The sequence below is a fragment of the Streptomyces luteolifulvus genome (assembly GCF_008806595.1).
Lineage (GTDB): Bacteria > Actinomycetota > Actinomycetes > Streptomycetales > Streptomycetaceae > Streptomyces > Streptomyces luteolifulvus.
Genome location: NZ_VZRB01000036.1, coordinates 1 through 25,353, shown reverse-complemented (window position 1 = coordinate 25,353; position 25,353 = coordinate 1). Strand labels below are relative to the sequence as shown.

At 68.6% G+C, this 25,353-nt stretch carries 18 protein-coding genes and 4 pseudogenes; 9 read left to right on the top strand and 13 right to left on the bottom strand.

Annotated features, from left to right (window positions below; translation table 11 throughout):
* Positions 1-138 precede the first annotated feature (138 nt).
* Together F7R91_RS34225 and F7R91_RS42305 are read right to left on the bottom strand one after the other, a co-directional pair.
* Complete coding sequence (locus F7R91_RS34225; RefSeq protein ID WP_225320946.1) at positions 139-2,958, bottom strand: AfsR/SARP family transcriptional regulator; 2,820 nt, start codon at positions 2,956-2,958, stop codon at positions 139-141.
* Positions 2,959-3,382: 424 nt separating this feature from the next.
* Positions 3,383-4,243 carry a ribosome-inactivating family protein gene (locus F7R91_RS42305; RefSeq protein ID WP_191971760.1) on the bottom strand — a complete coding sequence of 287 codons (861 nt, stop codon included), beginning with the start codon at positions 4,241-4,243 and terminating at the stop codon, positions 3,383-3,385.
* 351 nt (positions 4,244-4,594) lie between these two features.
* Here F7R91_RS42305 and F7R91_RS42300 point away from each other — a divergent pair, with 351 nt between their 5' ends.
* Positions 4,595-5,275, top strand: a complete 681-nt coding sequence (locus tag F7R91_RS42300) for a DUF4232 domain-containing protein (RefSeq protein WP_191971759.1) — start codon at positions 4,595-4,597, stop codon at positions 5,273-5,275.
* A gap of 634 nt (positions 5,276-5,909) precedes the next feature.
* On the opposite strand, the gene F7R91_RS34215 is transcribed toward F7R91_RS42300, so the two are convergent.
* On the bottom strand, positions 5,910-6,107 hold the full coding sequence (locus F7R91_RS34215) for a hypothetical protein (RefSeq protein WP_150956089.1): 198 nt from the start codon (positions 6,105-6,107) through the stop codon (positions 5,910-5,912).
* 118 nt (positions 6,108-6,225) lie between these two features.
* Here F7R91_RS34215 and F7R91_RS34210 point away from each other — a divergent pair, with 118 nt between their 5' ends.
* The 4 genes and pseudogenes from F7R91_RS34210 (at position 6,226) to F7R91_RS34195 (ending at position 9,737) form a co-directional block, all read left to right on the top strand.
* Positions 6,226-8,163 (top strand): helix-turn-helix domain-containing protein, encoded by a 1,938-nt coding sequence (locus F7R91_RS34210; RefSeq protein ID WP_150956086.1) that lies wholly within the window; start codon positions 6,226-6,228, stop codon positions 8,161-8,163.
* A gap of 279 nt (positions 8,164-8,442) precedes the next feature.
* Positions 8,443-8,727 (top strand): annotated as a pseudogene (locus F7R91_RS34205) (Hsp20/alpha crystallin family protein); the annotation flags it as partial.
* 107 nt (positions 8,728-8,834) lie between these two features.
* Positions 8,835-9,224 (top strand): annotated as a pseudogene (locus tag F7R91_RS34200) (DUF2267 domain-containing protein); the annotation flags it as partial.
* A 78-nt stretch (positions 9,225-9,302) separates the two neighbouring features.
* Complete coding sequence (locus F7R91_RS34195) at positions 9,303-9,737, top strand: DUF2267 domain-containing protein (protein WP_150956174.1); 435 nt, start codon at positions 9,303-9,305, stop codon at positions 9,735-9,737.
* A gap of 401 nt (positions 9,738-10,138) precedes the next feature.
* Here the strand turns inward: F7R91_RS34195 and F7R91_RS34190 are convergent, their stop codons facing one another.
* Positions 10,139-10,483 (bottom strand): helix-turn-helix domain-containing protein, encoded by a 345-nt coding sequence (locus tag F7R91_RS34190; protein ID WP_150956083.1) that lies wholly within the window; start codon positions 10,481-10,483, stop codon positions 10,139-10,141.
* A 609-nt stretch (positions 10,484-11,092) separates the two neighbouring features.
* On the opposite strand from F7R91_RS34190, the gene F7R91_RS42295 reads away from it, so the two are divergent.
* Positions 11,093-11,260, top strand: coding sequence for a hypothetical protein (locus tag F7R91_RS42295; RefSeq protein ID WP_191971757.1), 168 nt, complete (start codon positions 11,093-11,095; stop codon positions 11,258-11,260).
* Between the two features lie 91 nt (positions 11,261-11,351).
* On the opposite strand, the gene F7R91_RS44410 is transcribed toward F7R91_RS42295, so the two are convergent.
* On the bottom strand, positions 11,352-12,251 hold the full coding sequence (locus F7R91_RS44410; protein ID WP_408056088.1) for a trypsin-like peptidase domain-containing protein: 900 nt from the start codon (positions 12,249-12,251) through the stop codon (positions 11,352-11,354).
* Between the two features lie 899 nt (positions 12,252-13,150).
* On the opposite strand from F7R91_RS44410, the gene F7R91_RS34180 reads away from it, so the two are divergent.
* Positions 13,151-13,744, top strand: a complete 594-nt coding sequence (locus F7R91_RS34180) for a Uma2 family endonuclease (RefSeq protein ID WP_150956171.1) — start codon at positions 13,151-13,153, stop codon at positions 13,742-13,744.
* A gap of 1,034 nt (positions 13,745-14,778) precedes the next feature.
* On the opposite strand, the pseudogene F7R91_RS34170 reads toward F7R91_RS34180, so the two are convergent.
* Positions 14,779-16,039 (bottom strand): annotated as a pseudogene (locus tag F7R91_RS34170) (IS701 family transposase).
* Between the two features lie 391 nt (positions 16,040-16,430).
* Between F7R91_RS34170 and F7R91_RS34165 the strand changes: the two are divergent.
* On the top strand, positions 16,431-17,093 hold the full coding sequence (locus tag F7R91_RS34165) for a glycerol-3-phosphate acyltransferase (protein ID WP_150956080.1): 663 nt from the start codon (positions 16,431-16,433) through the stop codon (positions 17,091-17,093).
* On the opposite strand, the gene F7R91_RS34160 is transcribed toward F7R91_RS34165, so the two are convergent.
* From F7R91_RS34160 to F7R91_RS34140, 6 genes are all read right to left on the bottom strand, one after another.
* Positions 17,045-18,103 carry a polyprenyl synthetase family protein gene (locus F7R91_RS34160; RefSeq protein WP_150956077.1) on the bottom strand — a complete coding sequence of 353 codons (1,059 nt, stop codon included), beginning with the start codon at positions 18,101-18,103 and terminating at the stop codon, positions 17,045-17,047. The two genes, F7R91_RS34165 and F7R91_RS34160, sit on opposite strands and share 49 nt — an antisense overlap.
* The gene (locus F7R91_RS34155) at positions 18,100-18,732 is read right to left on the bottom strand and encodes a glycerol-3-phosphate acyltransferase (RefSeq protein WP_150956074.1); all 633 of its coding nucleotides are present in this window, start codon (positions 18,730-18,732) and stop codon (positions 18,100-18,102) included. Before F7R91_RS34155 ends, F7R91_RS34160 begins: the two co-directional genes overlap by 4 nt.
* Before the next feature lie 18 nt (positions 18,733-18,750).
* Complete coding sequence (locus tag F7R91_RS34150) at positions 18,751-19,629, bottom strand: UbiA family prenyltransferase (RefSeq protein ID WP_150956072.1); 879 nt, start codon at positions 19,627-19,629, stop codon at positions 18,751-18,753.
* 30 nt (positions 19,630-19,659) lie between these two features.
* Entirely contained in the window at positions 19,660-21,909 is a 2,250-nt protein-coding gene (locus F7R91_RS34145) for a PEP/pyruvate-binding domain-containing protein (RefSeq protein ID WP_191971756.1), read from the bottom strand.
* A gap of 14 nt (positions 21,910-21,923) precedes the next feature.
* A complete protein-coding gene (locus tag F7R91_RS42290; protein ID WP_191971755.1) occupies positions 21,924-22,781 on the bottom strand; it encodes a class 1 isoprenoid biosynthesis enzyme in 858 nt (285 codons plus the stop codon).
* A gap of 68 nt (positions 22,782-22,849) precedes the next feature.
* Positions 22,850-23,446 carry a hypothetical protein gene (locus tag F7R91_RS34140; protein WP_150956068.1) on the bottom strand — a complete coding sequence of 199 codons (597 nt, stop codon included), beginning with the start codon at positions 23,444-23,446 and terminating at the stop codon, positions 22,850-22,852.
* A gap of 295 nt (positions 23,447-23,741) precedes the next feature.
* Between F7R91_RS34140 and F7R91_RS43200 the strand changes: the two are divergent.
* A pseudogene (locus F7R91_RS43200) lies at positions 23,742-23,935 on the top strand (hypothetical protein); the annotation flags it as partial.
* A gap of 203 nt (positions 23,936-24,138) precedes the next feature.
* On the opposite strand, the gene F7R91_RS34130 reads toward F7R91_RS43200, so the two are convergent.
* Positions 24,139-25,128, bottom strand: a complete 990-nt coding sequence (locus F7R91_RS34130) for a hypothetical protein (RefSeq protein WP_225320945.1) — start codon at positions 25,126-25,128, stop codon at positions 24,139-24,141.
* Positions 25,129-25,353: the final 225 nt, after the last annotated feature.

Here is a 25,353-nt window from a genome sequence, read left to right as displayed (position 1 = left end):
GGTGCACCCAGGCTCTGCTCGGCGGCCTGCCCGCCTCGGTCGCGCTTGGCTACGGATGCGGGGGCCGTACTCGTGCTCCACACAGGTTCACCGCAGGTTGAGCCGTTTGGCTGCCGCTGCGCTGACATCCGGTCAACGTCATGCTGCCGACGTATCGCCGGTCTGCTGGAGCACGGCCTCCACCCGGCGTACGCCTTCCTCGTACCCGTGAGCCGACGCCAGTTGCCTGGCCCGTGCAAGCATGGCCTTGCCCGCGACGGTCTTCCCAAGGGCCATCAGTGCCGCTCCAGCGGTGGCGGCCAGCATGCTCTGCCGGATGCCCACGAGGCCGTTGACCGTGTCTCCGTCGAGGGCGAGCCCCTCGCGTGCGCAGATGAGCGCGCCGGAGTGATCGCCCACGGCGATCAGCTGACGCGCGCGGTGCTCAAGGGCCAGCAACTCGGTCATCACATCCCCGGTACCCCGGACGAGCGCGGCCGCCCTGGCGGTGTGGGCCAGGGACTCCTCGCTCACGTCGAACCTGTCCAGCGCTACTGCGAGGTTGACCAGGGCAGTCGCCTCGCTGGACACTTCGCCGGCCTGTGCGGCGAGCGAGGGGGCGAGACGCAGGTGCACCAGCGCCTCCGGGAGCCGATTCTCCTGGGTGAGCACCCAGCCGATGAGCGCGCGGGCCTTGGACTCGGCACCGGGGTCGGAGACCCGGGCGGCCGAGTCGACCGCGTCCTCCAGGAGCGGCGCCCAGCAGTCGTGCGCGTTCCACAGGATGTACGGCCACTGGAGGATGCCCAGTCGCCAGGCGCGGTCGTGGTGTCCTGCGGCGCGGGCCGCCGCGACGGCGGCGGCGAGGTTGTCGCGTTCGGCCGCGTACCACAGGAGCGCGGAGTCCCGGCCCGCGAAGAGCGGCGCGCCCCCGCGAGGCAGGCGGGCGTTGGACGGCATGGTGCAGCACGGCTGGTCGTCCGGCTCGGCGGCGCGGGCGGCGGCCAGTGCGGTGAGCGTGTAGTGGTCCAGCAGACGCAGCAGCGCGTCGTCGTCGGCGCCGAGACCTCGGGTGTAGAGCCGGACGAGGTCGTGGAGCGTGTGGCGGCCGGGTGCGTACTCGCTGAGCAGGTGTGCGTCGCAGAGCCGGTCCAGTGCTTCGGCGGCGACTGTGGGTGCGCGGTCGAGCAGGGCGGCCGCCGCGTGCCGGTCCAGGTCCCGGCCGGGTAGCACGCCCAGCTGGCGGAAAAGCCGTGCGGCTTCCTCCGGGAGCCTCTCGACGGTGAGGTGCAGGGCGGCCGCGACGCCCTGGGCGCCGGCGCCCTCGGAGCCGTCCACGGAGAGCAGCGCGAGCCTGCGCTGCTCGTCGGCGAGTTCCGTGGCCAGGTCGGAAAGGCGCCAGTGGGGCCGGACGGCGAGTTGCGCGGCGGTGACGCGCAGGGCGAGTGGGAGACCGTCGCAGAGGGCGGCGAGGCGCCGGGCGGCGGACGGCTCCGCATCGACCCGGGTGTCGCCCACGGCCGTAGCGAGCACAGCGGTGGACGCGTCGACTCCGAGGACGTCGAGCGGGACCGGACGGGCGAGTTCGGTGACGACGAGGCCGCCGAGCCGGAGCCGGGACGTGACCAGGCCGGCGCTGTCGGGACCGGCGGGCAGCAGCGGGCGGGCCAGGTCCGCGCTGCGGACGTTGTCCAGGACCACGAGCAGGGCGAGGTTCGCGGTGACGGAGCGGTACAGCGCGGCGGCTGCGGTGGGCGACTCCGGGATGCGGCAGGACGGTACTCCGAGCGCCGACAGGAACTCGCGCAGCACGTCGCACGGTTCGACTCCGTCGTGCGGGCTGAAACCTCGCAGATCGGCATAGAGCACGCCGTCCGGGTAGGCCGCGGCGCGCTCGTGCGCCCAGTGCAGCGCGAGCGCGGTCTTGCCGACCCCGGCGGGCCCGGTGACCAGGGCGAGCCTGGCCGCTTCGACCGCCGCGTCGAGAGCGGCGAACTCCGGCGCGCGCCCCACGAATCCGCGCGGCGCCCGAGGAAGCAGATCCGGGGCCGGGAGAGCCACGGTAAGGGGGCCGGAGGCGTCCTCTGCCGCGGCCGGGTCGGAGGCCCGCTCCATGGCCACGCCCTCGGTCGACGCGGTGACGGGTCCGTCCATGAGCAGGCCCGCGCCACAGGGGCCGCCCGGCTGCCTGGACCGGACGGCACTCCCCTCATGCAGGGGGAGGATCTGCTCGGTCGGTCGCACGCCGCGCAGCAGGGCCTCGTACGCTGCCCGCAGTTCCGGACCCGGATCCACTCCCAGTTCTTCCCCGAGATGTGCTCGCGTCCGGTGATAGCACTCCATCGCCTCCGACTGACGGCCCGACCGGTTCAGGGCCAGCATCAGCGCCGCCACCAGCGACTCGCGCAGCGGATGCGCCACGGACTCCGCACGCAGCAGCGTCGTCGCCGCGACGTGGTCACCGAGCCGTCCGTATGCCGCGGCGAGGTGCTCGACCACGGCAATGCGGGTCTCCTCCAGGGCATGGGCGGCGACTGTGAGGGGGGCGCTGGCCACCGTCCCCGTCAGCGCGGGGCCGCGCCACAGGCCCAGTGCCTGACGGAACATCGGCACGGCGTCTGCGGGGTGCTTGTGACCTCTGGCGCCCTGCACGAGCTCCTCGAAGCGGAACACATCCAGCAGCGGCTGGGGCACACGGAGCTTGTACGCCTGCCCATGCGTGGCCAGTTCCACACCGTGGTCCGCAGCGGCGTATTCGTCGAAGAGCGCGCGCAGTCGTGAGACATGGCCCTGGATGACCGTGCGGGCGCTCGCCGGAGGCTCCTCCTCCCAGACCGCGTCGATCAGCCGGCTCATCGGCACGGCGGAGTTCGCCCGCAGCAGGAGCGCGGCGAGGACGCTGCGCCGCTTGACCGGTCCGATCGGTATCTCGGCCCCCTCGCTCATGACGGACACCGTCCCGAGCAGCTTGAACTCCACCCCGTCCCCACCCTCTTCTGCTGTGACACCGCCGGATGTCTGTTCGCCGGGATGCCGTCCGGAGCCCCGCGTCAGACGGTAGACGACGCTCGCACCCACGAGTTTGGGGTGGAGCGTGGACCACGGAGTCTGAGACGAAGCGCACATCGGCCAGATGCCTCCGATCACGGTCAGGAGAAGCCCTGGTGCTCCACCCCGTACGGCGCTGCGGCACGGCCCTTCACTGCCCGCGCCGCACGGTGATCTGGCACGGCGCCATTGCGGGCGCCACACACGCCCATGAGTACGAGCAGGGCAAAGGGAGGTGCCCGCGCCGTGGCCTTTCCGCACCGCGGAGTGCGCCGGCGTCCCGCGTGATCTCGGCGCAGCGTTCGCCGCGTCGCTCAGCTCGACCGTGCCGGTGCTGGTGTGCCGCAGGGCTGGTTCAGGAGCCGGGGTGTTTGATCTCCATGTAGTACACGAAGGCGATCAGGGCTCCGATCGAGGAGAACCTGTGTCCGGCGACCTCCAGGTCGGGGCGGGTGGGGTTCTGGAGTTCTCCGCGTACCCATTCCGACATGCGGCTCCAGTTGTTCTCCAGGGCGAGGCCGGTACTGCCGAGCTGCGTCGGCTGGTTGTTGCGGATGCTGTCGCCGGCCAGTCGTTCGATGTATCCGAAGCGGGCGGCCTCGGAGGTGACCGCGATGGTCTGCAGGATTCCCGCGGCCACGTCACGGTGGTCCTGGGGGAGGAGCTGGTGCGAGCGCATCAGACGGTTCAGCGCGGTCCAGATGCCCTGCGGGCCGAGGTTGAAGCTGCCCCGGTTGCTGCCGCCGGGCAGCTCTGAGTAGTTGGAGCCCCACGGCAGCATGTGTACGTCGTCGGGGCTGCCCAGGATGCGCTGCATCTGGTCGGGCCACAGGTCACTGAAGAGGTAGTGGCCGCCGTGCGGTTCCCAGTAGCCGCCCAGGTACAGGTTGTCCGCCCAGAAGTACAGGGACAGCAGGTGGTGCCCGGCAGTCAGGACCCGTACTTCGATCACGCGGGCCGGCTGTGTGGTCGTCTCCATGAGGTTGTTGCCCAGGCGGTGGCCGCTGACGTCACGAAGCCGCCCGACCATGCCGTGGTAGGCGGAGGCCGCGGCGTCACCCCCCTCGTCCAGGTTGGTGATGTTCCAGTCGATCTGCGTGAGGTCCCGGTGGGGGTCGGCCTGGGCCGGCGAGGCAGCCAGACCGGCCATGACAGCTGTGCAGACCAGGGCGGCGAACAGCGTCAGGATCTTTCTCAGTGTGCGGTGCAAGACCACGGATCTGTTTCCTTGTCTCGTCGGAGCGCGCCGGGCGGCGGACACCCGCCTGACCGGCACACGGTCGTCGGACACGTAGAGAGGCAGCAGGCCGCACAGGTTCACTGACCGGCTGCTGTTCTTGTCTCGTTCACGCCTCAACTTCCCTGATGGAGAGGGGAGTTGGCGATGCAGTCCGATGCAGGGCGCACGGGCGCCGATGAGCGGACGGCCCGTACGGGTTGCCCCGCCCTGTACGTCGCCGCCTGTGACTCTTGCCACGGCGTGCCGCCGGAAGGGGCGCGCGGAGCGCGACGTGTTTCCCCACGACACGACACACCAGTAACTCGGGTAAATTTCCTGCGAGTTCGCATGACCGCCGCCGCTGCAGTCATGCTCGTCGCCGGATTCGGCCTCACCGCCTGCCAGGGAGGCGAGGACAAGGCAGCAGGCGGCTCGTCCGCCTCTGTCTGCCGCTGGCACGCCGGGGGCGTCCACGGACACCGCAGCGGGAGGGAAGGCCGGAGCAGGCACGGTCACCGCAGTCCCGCTGGCAAGAGCGCGCCGCACGGGGCGCGCGGCTCCGGCAGAGCGGACGGGGTTGACAAGGCGACCGCGGCCTGCACCGTGGAATCGACCACGGCTTCGTTCGTGGCAGCGGCCGCGCATGCCTCCGAGTCCGAGCCTGCGGCCGCCACCGTGAAGATCACCAACGCGCCCGACAAGCCGTGCACCATCGTCGGCGCCACCACCCTCACCGCCAAGGACGACCACGGCAAGAGCGCCCCCGTCGAGACGGACAACTCCGCCGGCGGAACCGAAGCCGTCGACCTCGCCCCCCGCGCAACGGCCACCGCCGAAGTGCTCTACACCGACCTCAATTTCGAAGGCAGCCAGTCCGCCCGCGACGTGTGCGCTCTCCAGGCGTCGGAGGTCGACATCGCCCTGCCCGATGACACCGCCGGCACTGTTGTCGTCGTCAACGCCGCCGCGTCCCCCACCACCTTCAACGTCTGCGGAACCGATGTGAAGTTCGGTGCATTCCACCTCTGACAGGCGCTGCTGACCCAGTACACGGTTGGCCGTGGTCCGCCGAGGTGGCGGAGCTGAGAGTGCTCACGTTTGAAGGCCGCGGGTCGGCCACCTCACCCGGGCCACCGTCAAGGCGGGCGCACCACTGCATCTGGCCAAGACCCACCCCCTGAAGTCCGCCGGCACGGCCGCCCTCGCCCGGGCAGGGCGCACCTGCCGAGTGGTCCGGTGCACGACAGAGGCGTTTTGACCCGGTTCACATTGCCTTCGGCCTTGCCGGAGCTCCATTCGTCGAGGTCCTGGCGGAGGAAGCCGGCGAACGAGCGCATCGGCGCGGGGGCGTCCTGCTCGTCCTGGCGGATCCAGTCGTGCCCCAGCTCTGCACCAGGGATGTGGCGCCGGCTGCGCTTATCTCGGGTTCGGATTGAGTCTCAGGCATGTGAGACAAGTGGCCTGCATGCGGCGTGCCTGACGGGTATCTGGGGGCTGTTCAGGCACGTACGGGATGTTCGTGCTGTACGCGCCGACCTCTTCGGTTCGGATGTTTCGACTCGAACACCTTTCGGGACGCGACGACCTGGAACGGGAGTTCTCCATCAGTGGTGCGGTACTGGGTGCGGGCTTTGGGCCGTCGGTCTTGCGGCGGTGGGCTGGTTCAGGCGAAGAGGGCGGCGAGGGCGCCCGCCACCGCAGCGGCGAGGGTGATGACCGCGGCGAAGGCGGTGGTGGCTCGGGTGAGGGCGGCCGGGTAGGTGGCGCCGTCCAGGCGCGCGAGTTTGCCCGCGCCGGCGGCGGCCAGCAGCGCGATGACGATCACGAGTGCGGTGGTGAGGAGGGCGACGGCGACGGTCACGGCAGGCTCCCGGTTCACGAGGTGGGGTGTCGTGGTCGAAAGTCGCGGAAACCCTGTTCACCGGGGTTCGCCGGGAGAAGATTGAACACGGCGAACACGGTTTTGCGGGGGCGAGCGGGTGCAGTACGAGCGGAACGGTAACGGCGACAATCCGGCACTCGCACAGCTGCGCGGGAAGCTGAGCGACGGGCTGGCCCGCAACCGGATCAACAAGACGGAACTCGCCCGCCGGTCGGGGCTGGGGCGTACGACCGTGTCGGAGGCCTTCCAGGTCGGCGGGCCGGTGCCCTCGGCGCACACGGTGGAGGCACTGGCCCGCGCGTTTAAGCTGCCTGTCGGGGAGTTGCTGGCTTTACAGCGGGATGTGGACGGAGGCTGGGGAGGAAAGCGGCCGGTCCCGGGCCGTCCGATCGGGCTGTGGGAGCCGCACGCTCTGGAAGTCCATCCGGCGGGGCCCAACAGCATCGTTCCCGGCAGGGATGCGCCGGGGGCGCGGGTGCTGCCGGGGTACGTCGAGCGCGGGCATGACCTGCTGCTGGCGGAAGCGGTGCGGGACGCTGCGGCCGGCCGCAGCCGGATGGTGGTCCTGGTGAGCGGTTCGTCGACGGGCAAGACACGGGCGTGCTGGGAGGCTGTGCAGCCGCTCGCGGACATGGGGTGGAGGCTTTGGCATCCCTTCGATCCCACCCGCGCCGAGGCCGCTCTCGATGACCTGCACCGTGTCGCTCCTAAAACCGTGGTGTGGCTGAACGAAGCCCAGCACTACCTCGGCGACCGGGAGGCCGGTGAGCGCATCGCCGCCGTACTCCATGGCCTGCTCACCACCCCGGAGCGTGGTCCGGTGCTGGTACTCGGCACCCTCTGGCCCGAGTACGCCGCCCGCTACGCCGCCATGCCCTCCCCAGAGAGGAAAGACCCGCACAGCCGGGTGCGGGAACTCTTGTCCGGCCGCACGCTGACCGTCCCCGAAGCGTTCGACGCCCAGGCGCTGGCCACCGCGGCAGCCCTCGCCCGGGAGGGTGACCGGCTACTGGCCGATGCCCTGACCCGCGCCGACGCCGACGGGCGAGTGACTCAGGACCTGGCCGGTGCCCCCGAGCTGCTCAACCGCTACGAACGAGCGACCCCTGCGGCCAGAGCTGTGCTGGAGGCGGCGATGGACGCGCGCCGCCTCGGTGTTGGCCTCTACCTGCCGCAGGCATTTCTCATCGACGCTGCCGCCGACTATCTCACCGAAACCGACTACGACCAGCTCACCGAGGACTGGGCCGAACAGGCCTTTGCCGAACTCGCTGAGCTGGTCCACGGCAAACAGGCCCCGCTGCGCAACACCACTCCCCGGCCCCGACGACGACCGCCCATGCCCTCCCCGCCTGCCGACATCCCGCCCCCGGCGACTGCGGGGCCGATGTTCCGGCTCGCCGACTACCTCGAACAACACGGCCGCACCGCCCGCAGACCGCTGTGTCCGCCCGCTTCCTTCTGGCACGCCGCCCTCACCCACCTCACCCACCCCGACGCCCTGAACAACCTCGCCCAGGCAGCCCAGGCCCGGCACCGCCTGCAATGGGCCCACCACCTCCGACACCGCGCCGCCGACCACGGCAGCGGCGACGCCCTGTTCCGCCTGGCCCTGCTGCGGGAGGAGGCCGGGGACCGGGAGGGTGCCGAGCACCTCGCCCGGCGGGCCGCCGACCACGGCGACTCCGACGCCCTGGACCGCCTGGCCCTAATGCGGGAGCGGGCCGGGGACTGGGAGGGCGCCGAGCACCTCTACCGGCAGGCTGCCGACCACGGCAGCACCAATGCCCTGTCCTGCCTGGCCACGATGCGGGAGGAGGCCGGCGACTGGGAAGGTGCTGAGCACCTCTACCGGCAGGCTGCCGACCTTCGTACGGACGACCCTTTAGAGACATTCAATTTCGGGCGGACCTTCGCAACGAGGTGGCCCGACGGCCTAGACCCAGATGGCACGCCCACGCGGCCATGGCAATGTTCCACGTGCCACTCACCGCTTGACCGCTATCTGGCACCACATGGTGAAGACGTGTGGTGAGCGGCGACCCGCAGACCTACTCAGCCTCGTTGCTTTCCGCGTGGCGCACCGCCGCGCTCGAACGAGCGTCCACGAAGTGGTTCGAGCGAACCACTTTCCGTACGTGCCTAACATGCCTGCACACGCCAAAGGCCGCCTGAACTGCGCAGATCAACCGATACCCCTAGATAAGCGAGGAGGCTGCCGCGAGGGCGTGTGGCGCTGCCTGGCCTCGGCCGGGGCGAAATAGCCGAAGACCTTGTGATAGAGATCGAGTGTCCAAGATCACGTGGAAACTTGGTCAGCCCGGAGGCGATCGACGTCGACGTCGAGCGGAACATGCTGACCGTCAGGGCCGAGCGTCGGCCCGTGGCGAAGGCCGACGACGTGCAGATGGAACTCTCCGAGCGACCGCTTTGCGTCTTCTCCCGCCAGATCGTGCTGGCCGACACGCTCGACACCGACCGCATCAAGGCCGACTACGACGCCGGGGTGCTCACCCTGCGCATCCCGATCGCCGAGCGCGCCAAGCCCCGCAAGATCGCCATCGGCGGGGAATCCTCCCGCAAGGAGATCTCCGGCTGAGCCCGGCGCCCCGGGTCGGTCAACGGCGGAGGGCGGGCATGATCTCCCCCCTCACCCCGCCCTCCGCACCCACGGAGCACAGCAGCCGAAGAAGGGCGGCGGCCGAGGTGACCCTGCGCATCGAAGCGTTCCTCGACCAGGTCAAGGAGCGCGGCGAGTACCAAAGTGAGCAGGAAACAGAACGCGCGACCCGCGTGGTCCTCGCCCTGCTGGGCGCCCACCTGGCTGGCGAGGTCCGCGCCCAGCTGGCGGCGCGCCTGCCGGAAGCCTTCGCCCTGATCCTGCTCAACCCGCTGCAAAGCGCCGAACCGCTGCCCCGGGAGCGGTTCATCAGGGCGACGGCAGCCTGGCTCGAGGGGGCCACCGAGCAGACCGCTACCTGGGACGTCAGCGCCGGCCTCAGCACGGTCGCCGACGCCGCCGCTGACGACCTGCTGGGGCACATCCTGCTCCAGCTCCCCGCAGGCTACGACCTGCTCTTCGGCCGCCCCAGCCCACCTGACCACCCCCACACCCGGTACCCGCACACCTGCGGGCACCGGCACCACCGCGAGAAAAGGGCAACCACCGCAGTGATGGCCGACCGACGTGCATCGATCCAGCACCTGCCTGTGATGACGTTCGAGCAGATGCTGGGCAAGGTCCATTACGACGGCGCCTATCCCACCCGGGAACGGGCCGAGCAAGCCATCCGACTCGTCCTTTCCGGCCTCGGACGCCAGGTGACGGGCGAGGAACGCGTCGAACTGGCCGCCCGCCTGCCCCTCCAGGCCGCACGCCTTTTCACCGAACAGATCCCCGACAGCCAGCCCCTGACCGGCTGGGCCTTCGTCAAAGACCTCGCGACCCGCAGCGACGCCACCCTGGCCACCACCCGCTGGGACACCGGCTCCGTCCTCGCCGCCGTCGCCGCCCTGGCCGGCCCCGACCTGCTCACCCGCATCCTGCGCCAGCTCCCCGGCGGCTACGCGCTGCTGTTCGGCCGCGCCGAACCCACCCAAGTGGCCTGAGCGCGTGCCATCGCACTGTGTTGACTTCTCCCCCAGCTGAAGCAGGGGGATTCGACCCTCGCGGGTTCCCAGACAGCAGCTGCCCCGAACGAACGGCAAGGGACGTGGGTACGCCCAGCAGTCTTGCGCCGGCTCCACAGACCTGACATCCCGCCAGCCCGGCGGTAGACCCGGCCAGCTTGGTTTCCACTGCCCGGACGGCACACAAACTACCACTCGCCTGCGGGCGGTTGGCGGTGAACGCCGATCCGCCCTGGCGGCGCATCGGCTTTCCCTGCCCTGCTTCGCAGGAGTCCGTTTCCTCCCCCGCCTGAAGGCGGGGGTATCCACGGAGGAACCGTGTTGAAGGCGGCTTCGCTCGCCGGCGGTCGGTGTGGTCCGCCTGCCGCCCGGCATGGTGATCAGGCCGTGGTCTTCGGCTGTGCCTCGCCGCCCTGGGTGCGCAGTTGCTCGTTGATGCGCTGGGCTTCTTCGAGCTGGTCTTCGAGGATGACGATGCGGCAGGCGGCCTCGATGGGGGTGCCCTGGTCGACGAGTTCGCGGGCGCGGGCGGCAATGCGCAGCTGGTAGCGGGAATAGCGGCGGTGGCCGCCTTCGGAGCGCAGCGGGGCGATCAGGCGGTGCTCGCCCAGGGCGCGGAGGAAGGCGGGGGTGGTGCCGAGCATCTCGGCGGCCCGGCCCATGGTGTAGGCGGGGTAGTCGTCGTCGTCGAGATTGTCGACGGGACGGGGACTGGCAGGGGGCATAGACCTCTTCTTTCAGGGGACACGTCGGGGGGCCCGGGGCGCCGTACTGGCGCCTCGGGCCCCGAGCTTTCAACACCATCTACCGGCCGACTGCGCCGGGCTTCTGTGTCCGCAGAGCCTGCCTGGGAGGGCGGGGCTGCGGGGATCGCGGATGCGTGACCGGGGACCACCTTCCAATCCGGGGCCTTGCGGTACCCGGGCGGACTTCTTCCTCGCCCGGGCGATCCTGATGGCGTCTGCTCCTTACCTCATTCGGTTACACGGTCGTACTGCTGGATACCGCGGGTACTGCTCGCAACCCCTGGGGGAGGGGCCGCGTCCTGCTTGACCTGCATGCACGGCAGTTCATCTCTGCTGTGCCCTCATCGACTTCCTGGGTACGCCAGAAACAATAACCCTGCGACGAGGAAATGTCTACTGTGACCACGACAGGTTTTCTTGCGAGCCCATGCTCGGGCTTCTGCCGCAAGTACGCCCGTAAGAGTGCCGTCCCGGTTGAAGCCCCGGCGGGCGGGCACACGCTGAGCCTGACGGCACAACCGAGCCAACGGCGAGGTGGCAGCGCATGACTGGCACGCAGACGAACGCACGCGAATCCCCAGGGCCTCTGTGGTTGTCGAAGGCGACAGCCCCGCCGCTCTCGCTCACGCGCGTGACATCGCCCGCGCCTTCGCCGACCAGCTGGACCCGGCCGCGGCCCCCTGGACGGCGGAAACCCCCGCACTCGTGGTCTCCGAGCTCACCACCAACGCCCCGCGCCACGGCGGCGGCAGATAGGCCAGCCCCTGCTGGCCGCGCGAGTGCCGTGCACAGACCGCGCCACGCTGCGGGATGTCGCCGTTGCCAGCGAGTGAGAGGTAGTCCGAGGTCAGCGCAAGGCGGCGGGGGCCAGGCGGACCGCCTGCGTCTGCTGCATCCGGATGCGGATGGCACACCGTCGGGCGGGGCGAGCGCGAAGGACGAGACCAGAGCAGGCTTGCCGGCCCACGGGCCCGCCTGCCACCACAGATAGGAGTCCGGGTCCGAGCAGAACTCGGTGAGCTCCGCCAGCTCGGCGTCCCGGTCGACCAGGCGCAGGGGGGCGATGGACGCGACCTCGGCCTGGTGCGCCTCCCGTTCCAAGGACCGGCTCACCGGCGGCAGGACGTCGAGGGTGTCCTCGGCCCGGGGCGGCAGCCCGAGGATGTCGCGGAACTCGCGGGCGCTGCGGCGATACAGGACGGCGATACGGTGTGCCTCCAGCCTGCCCGCGCCTTTCGAGAGCGTGATGCGCGTTGACGACGGCGACGAGGCGGCCCGCCGCAAAGACCGGCGCGCCCGACATGCCCTCCCAGGCCGACCGTGCCGGATCGGGGTCGGGCTCCGGCGGGCTCGCAACCGTGATCTCCAGGGTGCCGCTGCGTCGGTTCGACAGCACCGGCGCGGAACCGACCAGATGGCACACATCCCGGTAGGTCCCCGACGCGTCGCCGCGGAACGTGAACCGGGGAAAACCGAGACCGGTACAGGCAATCACGGCGTCCCGCTCCAGAACACGGCCGAAGCGGACGGGGGTCAGCTCGTCGGCCCGGTCGACGGCCAGGAGAGCGAGGTCGCCGTCCGCGGCGAGCACACGCGCGTCCCGCGTCGACTCCTCGGGAGTGTCGGCGTTGCAGCGCACCCGCACCACCGCCGCTCCGGCAACCACATGGCAGGCGGTCCCTACCGTGCCGCCAGTGATCCGGTAGCCGGAGCCCCGGCGTCCGGGCTCCCCGGCAGGCTCGACGATGACTCGACCGCGCGAGTGACCTCGAGCCCCTCAGCGCTCCTGAGCACCGGCCTGCCCGGACACCTCGGGGTGACGGCCCCTGGACACCAGCTTCGGCACCAGGCGTCCCAGATCTGGGTGCGGAGTCTGCCGCGCGGTGGTACGTCCATGCCCTGTTCGCGGGCTCAGGCCCGTACCTCGGCCACGTTCGGCGCCGGAGCCACGGACCGGGGCGCCGAGCAATGGGGACAGACGCCCGGGACGGCGTGGGCGGCAGGTTCTCTGAAGTGGTGGGGTGAAGCCGCGGCGTTTCGAGGATGCGGCGGCGTTTAGGGTGCATGCGCTCCAGGAGGGGGACGTCTGCGTCGAGGCAGTCATGGATCTCGACGTGTCACTCGCGCGCTTCGGTGTTGCGCATGACCGGGACGGCTTCACCATCGCCCTCCAGACCGCCCGCGACCAGGTCGTCATCGCCGCCAGCATCACTCTCGCCGACGCTCCCGGACGACCTCGGCGCCATCGGACAGCCCGTCCTGCGCGAACCGAATGCCCACCCGCCGCCCCGCACGACTGCCCGCACGGCGACGCCATGTCGCCCTACGCCGCCCAGTCGCACGAACCGTACCCACCACGCAGCGAGCGGCTGGTATCGCCGTCAGAGCCGCGAGTCCCTTCGCTCATCGTGCTCCTCTGGCTAACGACACCTGGCCTTGCCTGATCAGTGGCCACGCTGACAGAACCAGCAAGCACTCTGGCGCTGAACGGTTGCTGGGGGCCGCGAGCGCCGCTTGTGGCATCCGTCGCGGGGCCGCGTGCGTTATTCGCAGTCTGATGGCGGAGTGAAGATCGCCGCAGAACGCGGGTGCACCGGATTCTCCTCAGCTACGGTAGGGCTCGAAGCTGAAGGCAAGGAGACGTCCATGAGCACCCCAGCATGGGATGCACTGCCTCCCTGGATGCAGCCCCCTAGGCCCAGCGGGTGGGAGGCCGATGATCTCGATCAGGTCCCTGACCTACCACGCCATACTGAGCTGATTGACGGAGCCCTGATCTTCATGATGTCCCCGCAGCGGTCCTGGCACTCCCGGGTCGTCGAAAACTTGGCGGTGACCCTTCGCCAGCTGGCTCCGGAGGGCTTCGATGTCGACCGCGAGATGACGATCAAACTTGACAAGATCAACCGGCCCGAGCCTGACGTCCTTGCTGTGCGAGTGCCCTTCGAGCCCGATCGCACGCGGTACCTGCCGGAAGAAGTCAGCCTTGTCGTGGAAGTGGTTTCTGCAGAGTCAGCCGGACGGGACCGGGTACTGAAGCCGTTCAAATATGCACAAGCCGGGATCCCGTTCTACTGGCGTGTGGAAGATGAAAAGGGCTTGCCAGTCGTGCATACCTACGAGCTGGACGAGACCACCAGAGCGTATGTCGCCACCGGCATCCACCGCGACCAGCTGACCGTTTCTGTCCCATACGACATTGGTATGGATCTGACAAGCCTGGTGCCACGCACCCGCTGATGTCCAAAGGATCATGAGCAGACGGAACAGCCTGCTGAGCTGGCTTGAGCCGTGTCGGGGTAGGGCGACCACACGCACGGACATCCGCCGCGCGGAGAACCTCGCCGCCGGCCCGTTGGGTGTCGGCAACAGCCACCTTCGCCGGGGGCCCTTGCTCACAAGGCCATCGACCAGGGCATGCGGGTCGCCTGGTTCGGGATGGAATCTCTGACGGCCTACGTCGCGGCTCTCATAGACCAAGTGCCCGCACGTCGTCGCCGACGCGTACTTGCCCCAATAGTGGGTCATGCCGCGTACCGACCGAACGTCCCGCCACGGCTTCGACTCCACGAAATCGGCCAACCGCAGCTGCCGGAACGGTACTTCACATACCGACGCGTCCTCGTACCGGATCGACGCCGTAGGAACCTTGTGCGTACGGCGGGCACCGCCCGCGGTCCGGCGAAAGATCCCGACGAGGACCGCCACTGAGCGTAGCCATTGTCAATGGGATTGCGGATTTGCTAATCCGTTCTCAATGAGACGCCCTCATTGTCGATGAATCCGCGGATCCTGATATGTAGGGCGTTTTGTCAAGTGGGCAGGGGTATTCGGGCTCGTCGAGGCGGGCCTGGGATGGTGCTGTGGGACCGGCGGGAGGCCGGGGTGCGACTCCTCATCTCGGTGTCACCTGTGGTTCTCATCTGAATGTCATGCATCTCTCCTGGTCAGAGCATAGGAGTGGTGACATCGGGTGAGGAGTCCTGATGACACTGTGTGAGAATCCCCAGCGCACTGAAATGAGAAGGCCATAGGAGTGGCCATCTGGTACTACAGCCTCAGATCTTGATGTTGTGATCGGTTCTGCTCGGGTTGTCGCCAGGGGCGGAGGCGGGCGGGCAAAGGGTCGCCGCGCCGTTTGTAGTGGCTGACGGTGGCCCGGGTCTGGTGCAGGGCTCGCCAGTGATGCTGTTTGAGGTGGTAGGCGTCGCTGTGGTGGGCGGTCAGAGCGGTGGCCGCGAGAAGACAGGCGAGGGCCAGGACGGTCAGCCGGATCAGCGGAACGTGCTCCCTCCCGCCGTCTCCTGCGCTTTTCCCTCGTCTGCCGGGTCCGGACGGGTGGGCTCGTCCGCGGGTTCTGGTTCCGGGGCGGGGTGGCGGGCGCGCTGGACGGTCAGGAAGGCCAGGGCGAGCATCGCGCAGGTCACGTGCCGGTGCCATGAGATCCAGCGGCGGACCTGGTACTGGCCCAGCCCGGTGATCTGCTTGGCAAGCTCGTTGTTCTCCTCGATCTTCCAGCGGACTCCGGCCTTCACGATCGCCTCGGTGACCGGGTCGGTGGCGGGGGCGTGGACGAGGAAGTACGCGTACTCGAAGTCCACGCGGCCGCCGGCCAGTTGCTTCTTCTGGGTGCTGCGGCGGATCAGCAGCCAGTGGGCAAAGCCGTCGGCCGGCGTCTGTCCGGGCAGGGCGACATTGAACCAGGCCCAGCCATAACTGCGCTGCCCTTTGGAGCCCTCGCCCTGGCTGCGGCACTCCCACTGCTCGCGCACCGTGGCGTAGTGCAGCAGATCACCGGCCGCCGCGACCTTCGGCAGGCGCGGCTTGCCCGGCGGGCCATGAACCGGCAGGGTGACCGGCACCGCGAGCACATAGCGGATCTGCTGATCGTGCAGCCAGGACCTGAGGGCGGGGTCCTTGCCGTAGTCCGCGTCCGCGGCCACCCAGGAAAACGGCAGCCCGCCGGCCACCGCACCGGCCAGCATGGCGATGCCCAGCCGCGGCTTGGTAGCGAAGACGACCTCGTCGGGCACCCCGGCCGCCCGGCACCGCTCACGATCACTCGTCCAGGACTCCGGCAGGTACAGGCGCCGGTCGTAGAAGGTGTGGCCGCTCGCGGCGGCGTAGGTGAGCATCACCATGACCTGGCAGTTGCGGACGTCCGGTCGTCCCACAGTGCTGGTAGGCGACCCCGACGGACTGGTTCCCCTTCTTGACCACCTGGGTGTCGTCCAGCACCAGCGTCGCGCCCCGGTCTCCCAACTCCCGTGCCACATAAGCCTGCACCTCGGCCAGCAGCGCGTCCGCACTCCAGGAGGCCTCACCAAGGAACTTCTGGATCCGGTGAGGGGTGGCATGCCCGGCCCGACCGGCCATCGTCCAGCCGTTCTTCCGGCCCAGGTCCGACAGCAGCCCCTCGATAAGATCGGCGAAAACCTCCCGCGGCTCCGGCCGGGCGAACAGATGCCCCAACCCGCCCGTCAAGACAGCCAGTTCCTCTGCCCAGCCCTCAACGTGCTCCGCACTCACATCCATCAGCATGACTGGACAACGATCAGCACCGATCACCAGTCACAAGATCTGAGGCTGAGTACAAGCCCCTATGACCAGTTGAGTAGCGGACCTTCAGCCACGCCATTCAACACGCCTCGTCGGGTGAAGGGTCGGCGAATTGGGCAACGGGCCCGATGAGACTGCGCGGCCCGCCGCTCCGGAGAGAGTCGCGCATCCGAGCGTGGTGAATTCCCCATCGCCAAGGGACGCAGCAGTCACGGACAGTCACAGGAATCCAAGGCGAGGCGGGGAATACGCGACAGTTTGGTACACGACTCCGCCAGTCCCGAGGCCCGACCGGGCCGCGCATGCCCGTTGTGATCCCGGTAAAGGCTACCCTGCGCCAGAGGTGACCGGGTTTGGGGAGTGGTGAGTGGCTGACACCGTCGTCTTCGGGGGCCCGACGCGAGTCGCGGGGATCGGTGAGGGCCTGTGGCGGGTGGGGTGTTCGTTCCTCATCGGCGCGTTGCCGTCCGCGCACCTCGTGGCGAAATGCGCCTCAGGGGTCGACCTTCGTGCAGTCCATCCGGAATCCGTGTCGGCGACCGGGGCGTATCGGGCTGCGGGTTTGGCACCGTTTCTGATCGTGTCGGCGCTGGACGTTGCCAAGGGCTACGTCGCCATCAGGCTGGCCGGGCGTGGCCGGCGCTCGCCGGCCCTGCACGCGGCTCTCGTCGTCGCCGGGCACAACTGGTCGCCCTTCCTTCAGGGAGCGGGGGGCCGCGGCATCACGCCGGCCATCGGAGCGTTGCTGTGCACCGACTGGAAGGGGGCCGTGGTGATCCTCAGTGGTCCCGGTCTCGGGTACGCCTGCCGGGAGACCGGGCTGGGATCCTTTGCCTCCCAGCTCCTGCTGCTTTCGGTCGCCTTGGTCTCGCGGAAGCGCCGTTCGGCCCTGCCCTCGGTCGCGGCCGTCCTGGTACCCATCTGGGCCAAGAGGATCCTCGGCAACGAACTGGAGGTCCACGCGGACCTGCCCGTGGCTCGCTACGTGGAACGCCTCCTGTACGACAGGGACTCCGCGGGCACCGGTTGAGGCCGCTCGGCCATCATCGCGGCGAGCGAGCGGACGAACTCCGTCATGCGGCCGGTTGCGTCAAGGCCGCCGGACGACAGGGCCGCGACGTCCCGTTCGATGTCGGCTGCGCTGTCCTGGATCTCCTCCTCGAGGAGGGCGGCGACGGAACAGGCGGTCATGAGGTCCAGGATCCACTGCGGACCGTCGCCGTCGGGCTTCCTCAACCGGGACGCCACGCGTTCGGCGACGCCCTCTCGGCCGTCCGCGCACAGCAGTCCGATCAGGATCGCGACAGGTCTGGTGAACTTCCCCTCCTGCAGGTCGCTCGGTACGGCGGCCTGGTCGTGCAGGAACATGTCGTTGTAGTCGTCGACCAGTTGGTACAGCATGCCGACCCGGTAGCCGAGTCGTTCCATCCCAGCGTGCGTTCCGCTGTCCTTGCCGCTGGTTACGGCGGCGCCGGCTGCGACACAGGCGAAGGGTGCGCCGGTCTTCAGGCGGATCAGCTCCTCGTAGGGTACGGACCTGAAGTCGTACCAGCCCTGGTGCCAGCCGATGTCCATGCTCTGCCCGAGAGGCACCAGTGTCGCCATCGTGTCCAGCCGACGCCGCACTCCGTCCTTCTCCGCCAGGGTGAGATCGCTGCCGTGGAGGGGATAGTGCGAGAACGACCGTACGATGCATGCCAGGTTGATCGCATTGCTGACGTTCTCGCTGACGTGCACGGCCTGGTCGCGGTCACGAAATACGGCGTTGTCCTGGACGTCGTCGAGCACCAGCGACGCGGCGTGGTACAGCTCGACGGCCGCCGCGAGCGGCTGTGCCTTCTCCGGCGTACCGCCCAGAAGTTCGCCGCAGAGCAAGGCGAACAACGAGCGAAGTCGCTTTCCTTTCCGGGCCAGTTGCCGTTCCACCAGAACGCGCATCCGGTCTCGGTGCCCCCAGGGCCAGAACTCGAAGCCGGCCCGCATGCGGTCGTCGATTCCGCGCAGCTGGTCGGCGAAGTGGATGTGCAGTCCGGTACTCATGCGGCCGCCTTGTCTCTGGCTGGATGAGGCCAGCCCCTGGCTAGCCGTGAGCGGTAGGCCGCGTAGTGGACGAAGCCGAGGATGATCAGTGAGAGCCAGCTCATCAACGGCTGTTTCATCAGCACCATCGACAGAGCGGTCAGGTTGATCGCGGCGACCGCGCTCCTGGCGGCCGCCTTGCGTGCCACGATGCGCCCGCTACACACCTGCGGAAAGTAGGTGACCGCGAAGATCCCCACGATGCCGGCCATGACGAGCCAGTGGAACGCCAGCACGGCCCCCAGCGAGGTGGCGATGCCCATTCCTCCCCTGAACCCCATCTGTGCCGGCCAGATGTGCCCGGAGACTACGGCGACGATCGCCAGGGTGACGACGCCATCCCCCAGTCCCATGTGGACACCGCCGAGGACGACGACGTAGCCCTTCAGCATGTCCAGCAACAGGATGGCCACGAACCATGGGCGGCCGAGCACCTTTCCCACGTTCTGCGCGCCGGCGTTGCCGCTGCCGAGGTCGCGGATGTCCTTTCCGGTGCGCGTCTTCGTCACGTAGTAGCTGGTCGAGATGCAGCCGATGAAGTAGCTCAGGACGACATAGCCCGTCACCAGTGCGATGTGACTCGTATTCATCTGGTATCCATCACCATCTCATTTCAACAGGGTCAGGGAGAACAGGCCTGGAAACCAGGCCAGTCGAAGGATGAGCAGTGATCGTGCCGTCGACCTGTCCCGGTCCGGCCAGGACCAGAGGATGTAGGCGCACGAGCACACTGGCGCGATCAGGAAGGGAGCGACGCAGACGAGAAACAGTGACGGCTCCGAGCTGACCGGGGCGCCCATGCCGCAAACGGCGGCACACAGAACTGCGGCCACGGCGATGTAGGCGGCGACGCTAGTACCGGGCTCGAACACGGTGGCGAGCGTGCGCAGGCCGGCTTTGCTGTCGGCGTCGCGGTCCTGCAGCGTCTTGACGATCTCGTAGCCGACCACGAACAGCAGGACGGTCCCTGCGGCGACCCACGATCTCAGCGGCATTCCGCCGCAGACCAGGGCGCCGAACAGGAGAGTGCCGCAGCTGACGACGGCGACGACGAGGTTGCCGACCAGGATGGTGTCCTTCAGCCGGTAGGAATAAGCGAAGGCCAGGGACAGGAGCGCAGAGGCGAAGAGTGTCTCGGCCGGGCCCAGCGCAGCGGCGATCGTCAGTGTGAGCACCACCAATGCCAGTACCACGAGCCGGGCGGTACGGACATCAACCCGCCCCGAGGCGATCGGCCGCCAGGGCTTGCCGATCCTGTCGGCGGGCAGGTCGGCGATGTCGTTGACCGCGTTCGCGACACCCATCACCCCTGCCATGCACACCATGGCGAGGACCCCGCGGCCCCGGCCCACGCCCGGCGAGTCCGCCGCGATGTAGCCGCCGCACGCCGCGGACAGTGCGGCCAGCGCGCAGGTGATCGGCCGTACGATGCTGCAGGCGGCCACGATCCGCTGCCCCGTTCCGCTGTGTGAAGCGCTGTGCACCATGGATGGAATACCGTCTCCTCGCCCGCTGCCCTATCGGACGGGTCCGCGTCGATGGACACGGCCCGTCGTGCCGTCCACGGTGATGACATCGCCGTCCTGAACGGCCTGCGTCACCGAGTGCAGTGCGACAACGGCGGGTACGCCGTACTCGCGTGCGATGACCGACATGTGTGCGGCCACACTCCCCACGTCGGCGGCGACGGCTCCGGCTCGTGCGATCAGTGGAGCCAGTGCGGGGACGAGGGAGCGGACGACGAGGATGTCACCGGCCGCCACTTCCGCTCCCGCCGGGTGATCGACGAGCCGGGCCCTGCCGGTTGCCCTTCCGGGGCTCACACCGATCCCCTCGAGCACGTCAGGAGAAATCCGTCCGTCCGTCTCCACGACCGGACGGCCTAGCAGCAGCGGCAGCAGGTACGCCGCGGTACCGAGACTCAGAGGCGGCCGAAGAGCCCGTTGTCGTGCCCAGGTTGAGGTCCGGTGGGCGATCAGCTCCTGCCTGCGGGCGGGAGAGCCGTGGGACAGTGCCGTCCTCAGTTCCTGATAGGTCAGGAAGTGCACGTGCTCCGGGCAGTCGATCACGCCCCTCTCCTTGAGCACGGTGCCCAGCCGTAGGAGCGCCTGGCGCAGAGCCGGCCACGGTTCGGTCAGGTTCCCCGTGTACCGCCGCCGCATGCGCGCCGTGTCCCGGGCAAGGGTGAGCAGGCGGTTGAACCTTGCCGGGTCCGTCCTGCGCCGAGAGAGGACCGCGAGGCACAACTCCTTGAGCCTGTCGGCGTCGTCTTCGGACACCACGGGTCGTGGCTGCGGGCCAGAGCCGTCAGCGACCTCGCCCAGGGTCGGTCGGTACCAGTCGAGCGTTGACACCGCGTGCGGGGCGACGGCTTCGGCCTGCTCCCGGTCGACCAGCAACCCGTGATACGGCTCGTCCAGCTCAGGGAGGATCGCCTTCTCGTAGTAGCTGGCCAGCGCCTCCTCCGCCCGCCAGGCAGTGCCGCCCACCAAGAACATCGGCCAGAGGCAGTCTCCCACGAGCGCGATCACACGGTTGACGAAGTCGACCACGACACGCTCGGACATCGCGGCGAAGCCTGCCGTCACCGTGCCCAGCAGCGCACGACAGCTCAGCCTGTGGTTCTCCAGGGCGGCCGTCTGCTTCGCGACGACGATCCGGTTCGTGATCGACGGCCGGTGTCTGCTGACCAGCATGGCGCAGGCGAAGCCGGGATGCGCGAGCATCCCCTCGAGGAGCGCTGAGGAGCGGCGGTCGCCCAGCGGCGAGTGGTAGTACCAGCCATGGAGGAGCCGGTACGACGGCTTCGGCACCAGGACACCACTGCGTTGCCACTGCGCTCGCCGGAATCGTAGATCCACCGTGGGCAGAAACCATGTGGCGAACAGCGGGGTCACCGGTTCGGGCAGCCATTCGCCGAGGCGGATGTCCCGCCGCCACTCGCCGCGCGGGGGCGCCGGCCAGGCGACCGCGTGTTCGTCGCCGGCGGCTGTCGGCCGAGCCTGCAACAGCGTGATCCTGCCGTCCAGGAGGGCCCACTCGACCTCGGCGCGGCAGGACAGGTGGGCGGAGACCTGCCGGGTCAGCTCGGCGATCGCGACCGCCTGGTCGGGCGTGATCGCGTCGTATGAGTTACGCACACAGGTGGCGGCAGAGACCGTCACCGTCCACTCGTCGGCGGCCGTCTCGCCCTGCATCAGCCGGTCCGCGCGGCCTCGCACAGCGGAAACGGACACGGCCGTGGTGTCACCATCCTTCGGGTCGGTGGCGAACGCGGCGCCGGCGGCGTCGGGTTCAAGCATGCGTTGCACCAGGACGGCCATTAGCGGTGCTTCGGTGACTCTCTCGCGCTGAGGCAGAGCCACGTTCTCCGCGGACCCCCAGCACTTCAGTACGGCGGCTCGCAGGGCGGTGGCTCCCCTGACGTCCAGCACACTCGTGAAGAGGCCGGCGCAGGACGCCTCGTTCGTGTCCTCCACGGTGCTGGAGGAGCGGACGGCGAGCAGGTCCGAGTGATGAACGTCCGTGATCTCGTCCAGGGCGCGTTCAAGATGTGCCGACGTTTCACCGTCGTCCGAACCGGTCTTGCCACGCTCCTGGAAGTGCTGGTGGATCCAAGCCGGAATCACCATGCCGTCGGCGCAGGGAAAACCCGACCTCAGCAACTGTGCCAGCATCGCCGCCTTGCGCCCGCTCACCCGGGTGTCGGTTGCCCGGTCGTCGGTGAGTGCCACGGTCGTCGGTGGCGCGTCCGACGGTCTGTCCATGCGGAATTCCCTCTCTAAGCCCGAGCAGCCGTCACACCATCGGCCGTGGCACGATGACCGCTGCGGCCCGGCTCCATCATCAAGTCGGCGGCGATGCGCAGGGTTTTCGAGCGAATGCGCGCGTAGTGCTCCTCGTAAAGACGCGTGAACTCGGCGAACGCCGTGGGACACAGCCGACACCATTGTTTCTCGTTCATCCGGGTCCTCGGCTTCTGTGCGTCCGTGAGTCGTCGAGCCTCATTCGGGTGCCGGGCAAGGGTGGAGAGGAGAATGTTTCCAGCGCCTGTCTCGCTGTCCTTCTGCCAGTCCCTCAGATCGTCGGCAAACCTGCAGGCAAGGCCGAGCGCACAGAAGTCGTCCAAAGCGGCCTTCGGGGCGTCGACACCCTGGAACAGGCCCGTGATCTCGGCGAGTTGCCTCATCACGGCACCGCAGTCCACGCCAGCGTCCTCCAGAAGATCGTCCACCGATGGAGCGGCCCGCCGATTCTCGATCGACGTCGCGTAGCGCCGGTACTCCGTGTCGACGGTCTGACGCAGTGCCTGCCGGATCAGGTCGCACCGGGAAGGGTCGCAGGTGCTGCCCAAGTACGCCCGCAGGTCCGCAATAGCACGTTCGACGTTCGCAGCCGTGGCCAGATCGTCGAAGTGAACGGATTCCCTCCCGATCCGGCGCTCGAATTCGTCATCCATTAGGAATGCGATCCTGTTGACCAGGATGAGCAGTTGTGCCGTTCCTTGCCGCACCGGCCGTCCAGTGAACTCGGCGAAGCCCGACAGCAGAAGGTTGAGGAAGAGGTCGTAGGCGGCGATCTCCCGGCCCCGGCCACCTGCCGCGGGGGGCAGATCCGTCCGGTAGGGGCGGAACAGCAAGTGCCGCCCGTAGACGGGAAGCAACCGGAGTGCGGTACGCGCGCGACCGCCAGTCCGCGGTAGCGCGGTCATCGGATCGCCCAATGCGCAGGCACGTGTGGCGACATGGTACTGACGACGACCCGTCTGCTCTCGGGGAACATCGCATGCGAGCAGGTCGCCATGTGCTCCGGATGGGTGGCGAACAGTTGGGTCAGGTAAGCCCTCGTCCGGCGATCGGCTCCGGCGTGCTGAGCGACGAAGTGCTCACACGCTGCCGAAACCGTCTCTCGGTCACCGAGTTCGGCCCCGAAGAGCGTCAGGGAATGACACATATACCGCCAGTAGCGGCGGCAGTCGTCGACGTCGAGAACCAGCTTCAAGGCACTTCCGGTCCGCAGACATGACAGGGCGATGATGCCGGCGAAAAAGTCGAGATACTCGCCGCGCATGCCGTGCAGATCTCGGTGAAGCTCGCCGAGATCGGTGAGCAGTCGGCGAACCATGGGATTCGCTATGCCGCCGTCCGGTACGGTCTCGTCACCGATACCCAGGAGACCCACCAAGAATTCCTTTTCCCGCCCACCGTCGACGATCCTGCGTAACATCAGGGCTTCCCCATGCCCATCGACCGATCCCACACGGGAAAGCAAGGGAAGGGTCGCATAGGTGGTGAAGATGAACATGCCTGCGCCACCCAGCATCCTCGGGGCCGCCCAGATCTTGCGGACAGCACGTAGGTCTTTCGCATACTCCGGTGACTCTACGTACCGAATAACCCTCTCGGGCATGCTTGCAGCCCCCGATCCCCCTCACGGATAAGGAGGGTCCCGCCCATCGCCCACCGCGGTCAATAGGTTGAACGACTCGAAGATTCGTTCTATGCAAATGTCGCGGAGCATCACTGCGATATGCGCCGCCATACCCACGCCAGCCAGTACCGGACGCCGCGACGCCGCCGGCGACCCGCGGTGCGGAAGCCTGGAGCCATGCGTGACCTGGGTGCATTGCTTCGGATCCGAGCGATTGCGAGCCTGCCTTTTCGGGCCACAGGGTGTGTTCTCTGCCCGATTCCCTGTGCCAGGAGTCGGTGTGCGAGATGGAGGCGGCGCTGGGAGCCGGGTGAGGCAACGGACGACACACAGATGGCCGTTCTGGTAGGCGAGTCAATCCTGCTGTCGGCCTGGTACTGCAGCCGCAGATCTTCGAGTTCGTGATAGAACCTGATCGTTTCCCGCTCGGCGACCGTGTCCGGAAGGGGTCAGATGTGCCCCGCAGGCCGCCGCTCCCTGCCGCGCTCCGAGGCAGTGACCGCTTCCGATCGTATGCGATCGACTGCCCAGGAAGTGAGGCTGTAGTACTGGCCTGGTGTTTCTTGCTACGCGGTGAAGATCTGTGCGCGATGGCCGATCCCGAATGGGTGCGGCTCGGCTTGAGGGACGGTGATCACGCCGTGAGTGCGAGGCCGTCGCCGGTAGCGGATGGTATGAACCCGCAGGTGCTCGCGTTGCGTGCGGTGCTCCCAGTACTCCTCGAAGTCGCCGTTGCTGATCACCGCGCGGAGCTTGAGGACGGCGTCGGCCCCGGGCAGGCCCCAGCGGGCACCGGTGATGTCCATCCGGTCTTTGACCAGATGCCGGCACGCGCCCTCGATCACGCCTGTGGCGATCGGCCAGCCCTCGGCGAGGGCGATGTCGTAGCCGAGGTAGGGGAGTTTGGCCCGCAGATAGCCGACCGCCTTGTCCACCCCCAGGCGCCGGGCGTCGAGGTCGTCGGCGACCTGCTCGGCCCGGCCCTTAAGGATCTCCGTCGCGATATCGCCGACCCACGTCTCGGCGGCGGGGTCGGTCCTGGCGAAGAAGCACAAGGCTGCGCCCCATGTGTACTCCAGCACGTGAACGAAGTCGATGAAGATGCGCACCTCCGCACCGCGCGCGTCGCACTGATCATGGATCAGGTCCAGTTGGTGGCGGGCACCGTCGACCAGCATCACCCATTCCCGCTCCCGGTCAGGATCACGGCGCTCGGCCTCGTCGAACACCGTGCCGATGACCTGTTCAGCGTCGCGTTCGACGGAGGCGGTCAGCCACTTCGCCTGCGCCCTGGGGCGTTCGGGGCGATCCGTGCGATCTGTGTTGTCGCCACCTCTGATCACATCGCCGGGTTCACGCGGCATCGGCGCGAGGTCGTAGACCGCGCCGACGGTCGCCATCCGTTTGCGCCCGTTCTTCTCCCCGCCGGCCAGGCGCGTGGCGAACGGCCCGCACCCACAAGCCGCCTTCTTCGCGGCGGACCGCCTGGTCTCCTCACGCAGTGTTTCCGGCCGCATGACGATCCCCTTGCCGTCCGCCGATGGCACCAGCAGCATCTCCTCGGAGTCGGAGTCGGAGTCGGAGTCGGAGTCGGAGCCGGAGCCAACCGGGGTTCCCTGGCCCGCCGCGATGAATCACTGTCCTGCACCCAGTACTAGTGCTGCTCCGCGTTAGTTCGTGGAGGGTGGTGTGGTCCAGGCGGTGGGGTCGTTGAGGTAGAGGCCGCAGGCACAGTCGAGGGCTTCTTCGGGTGAGCCGAATGGCAGGCCGGTGGGCAGGAA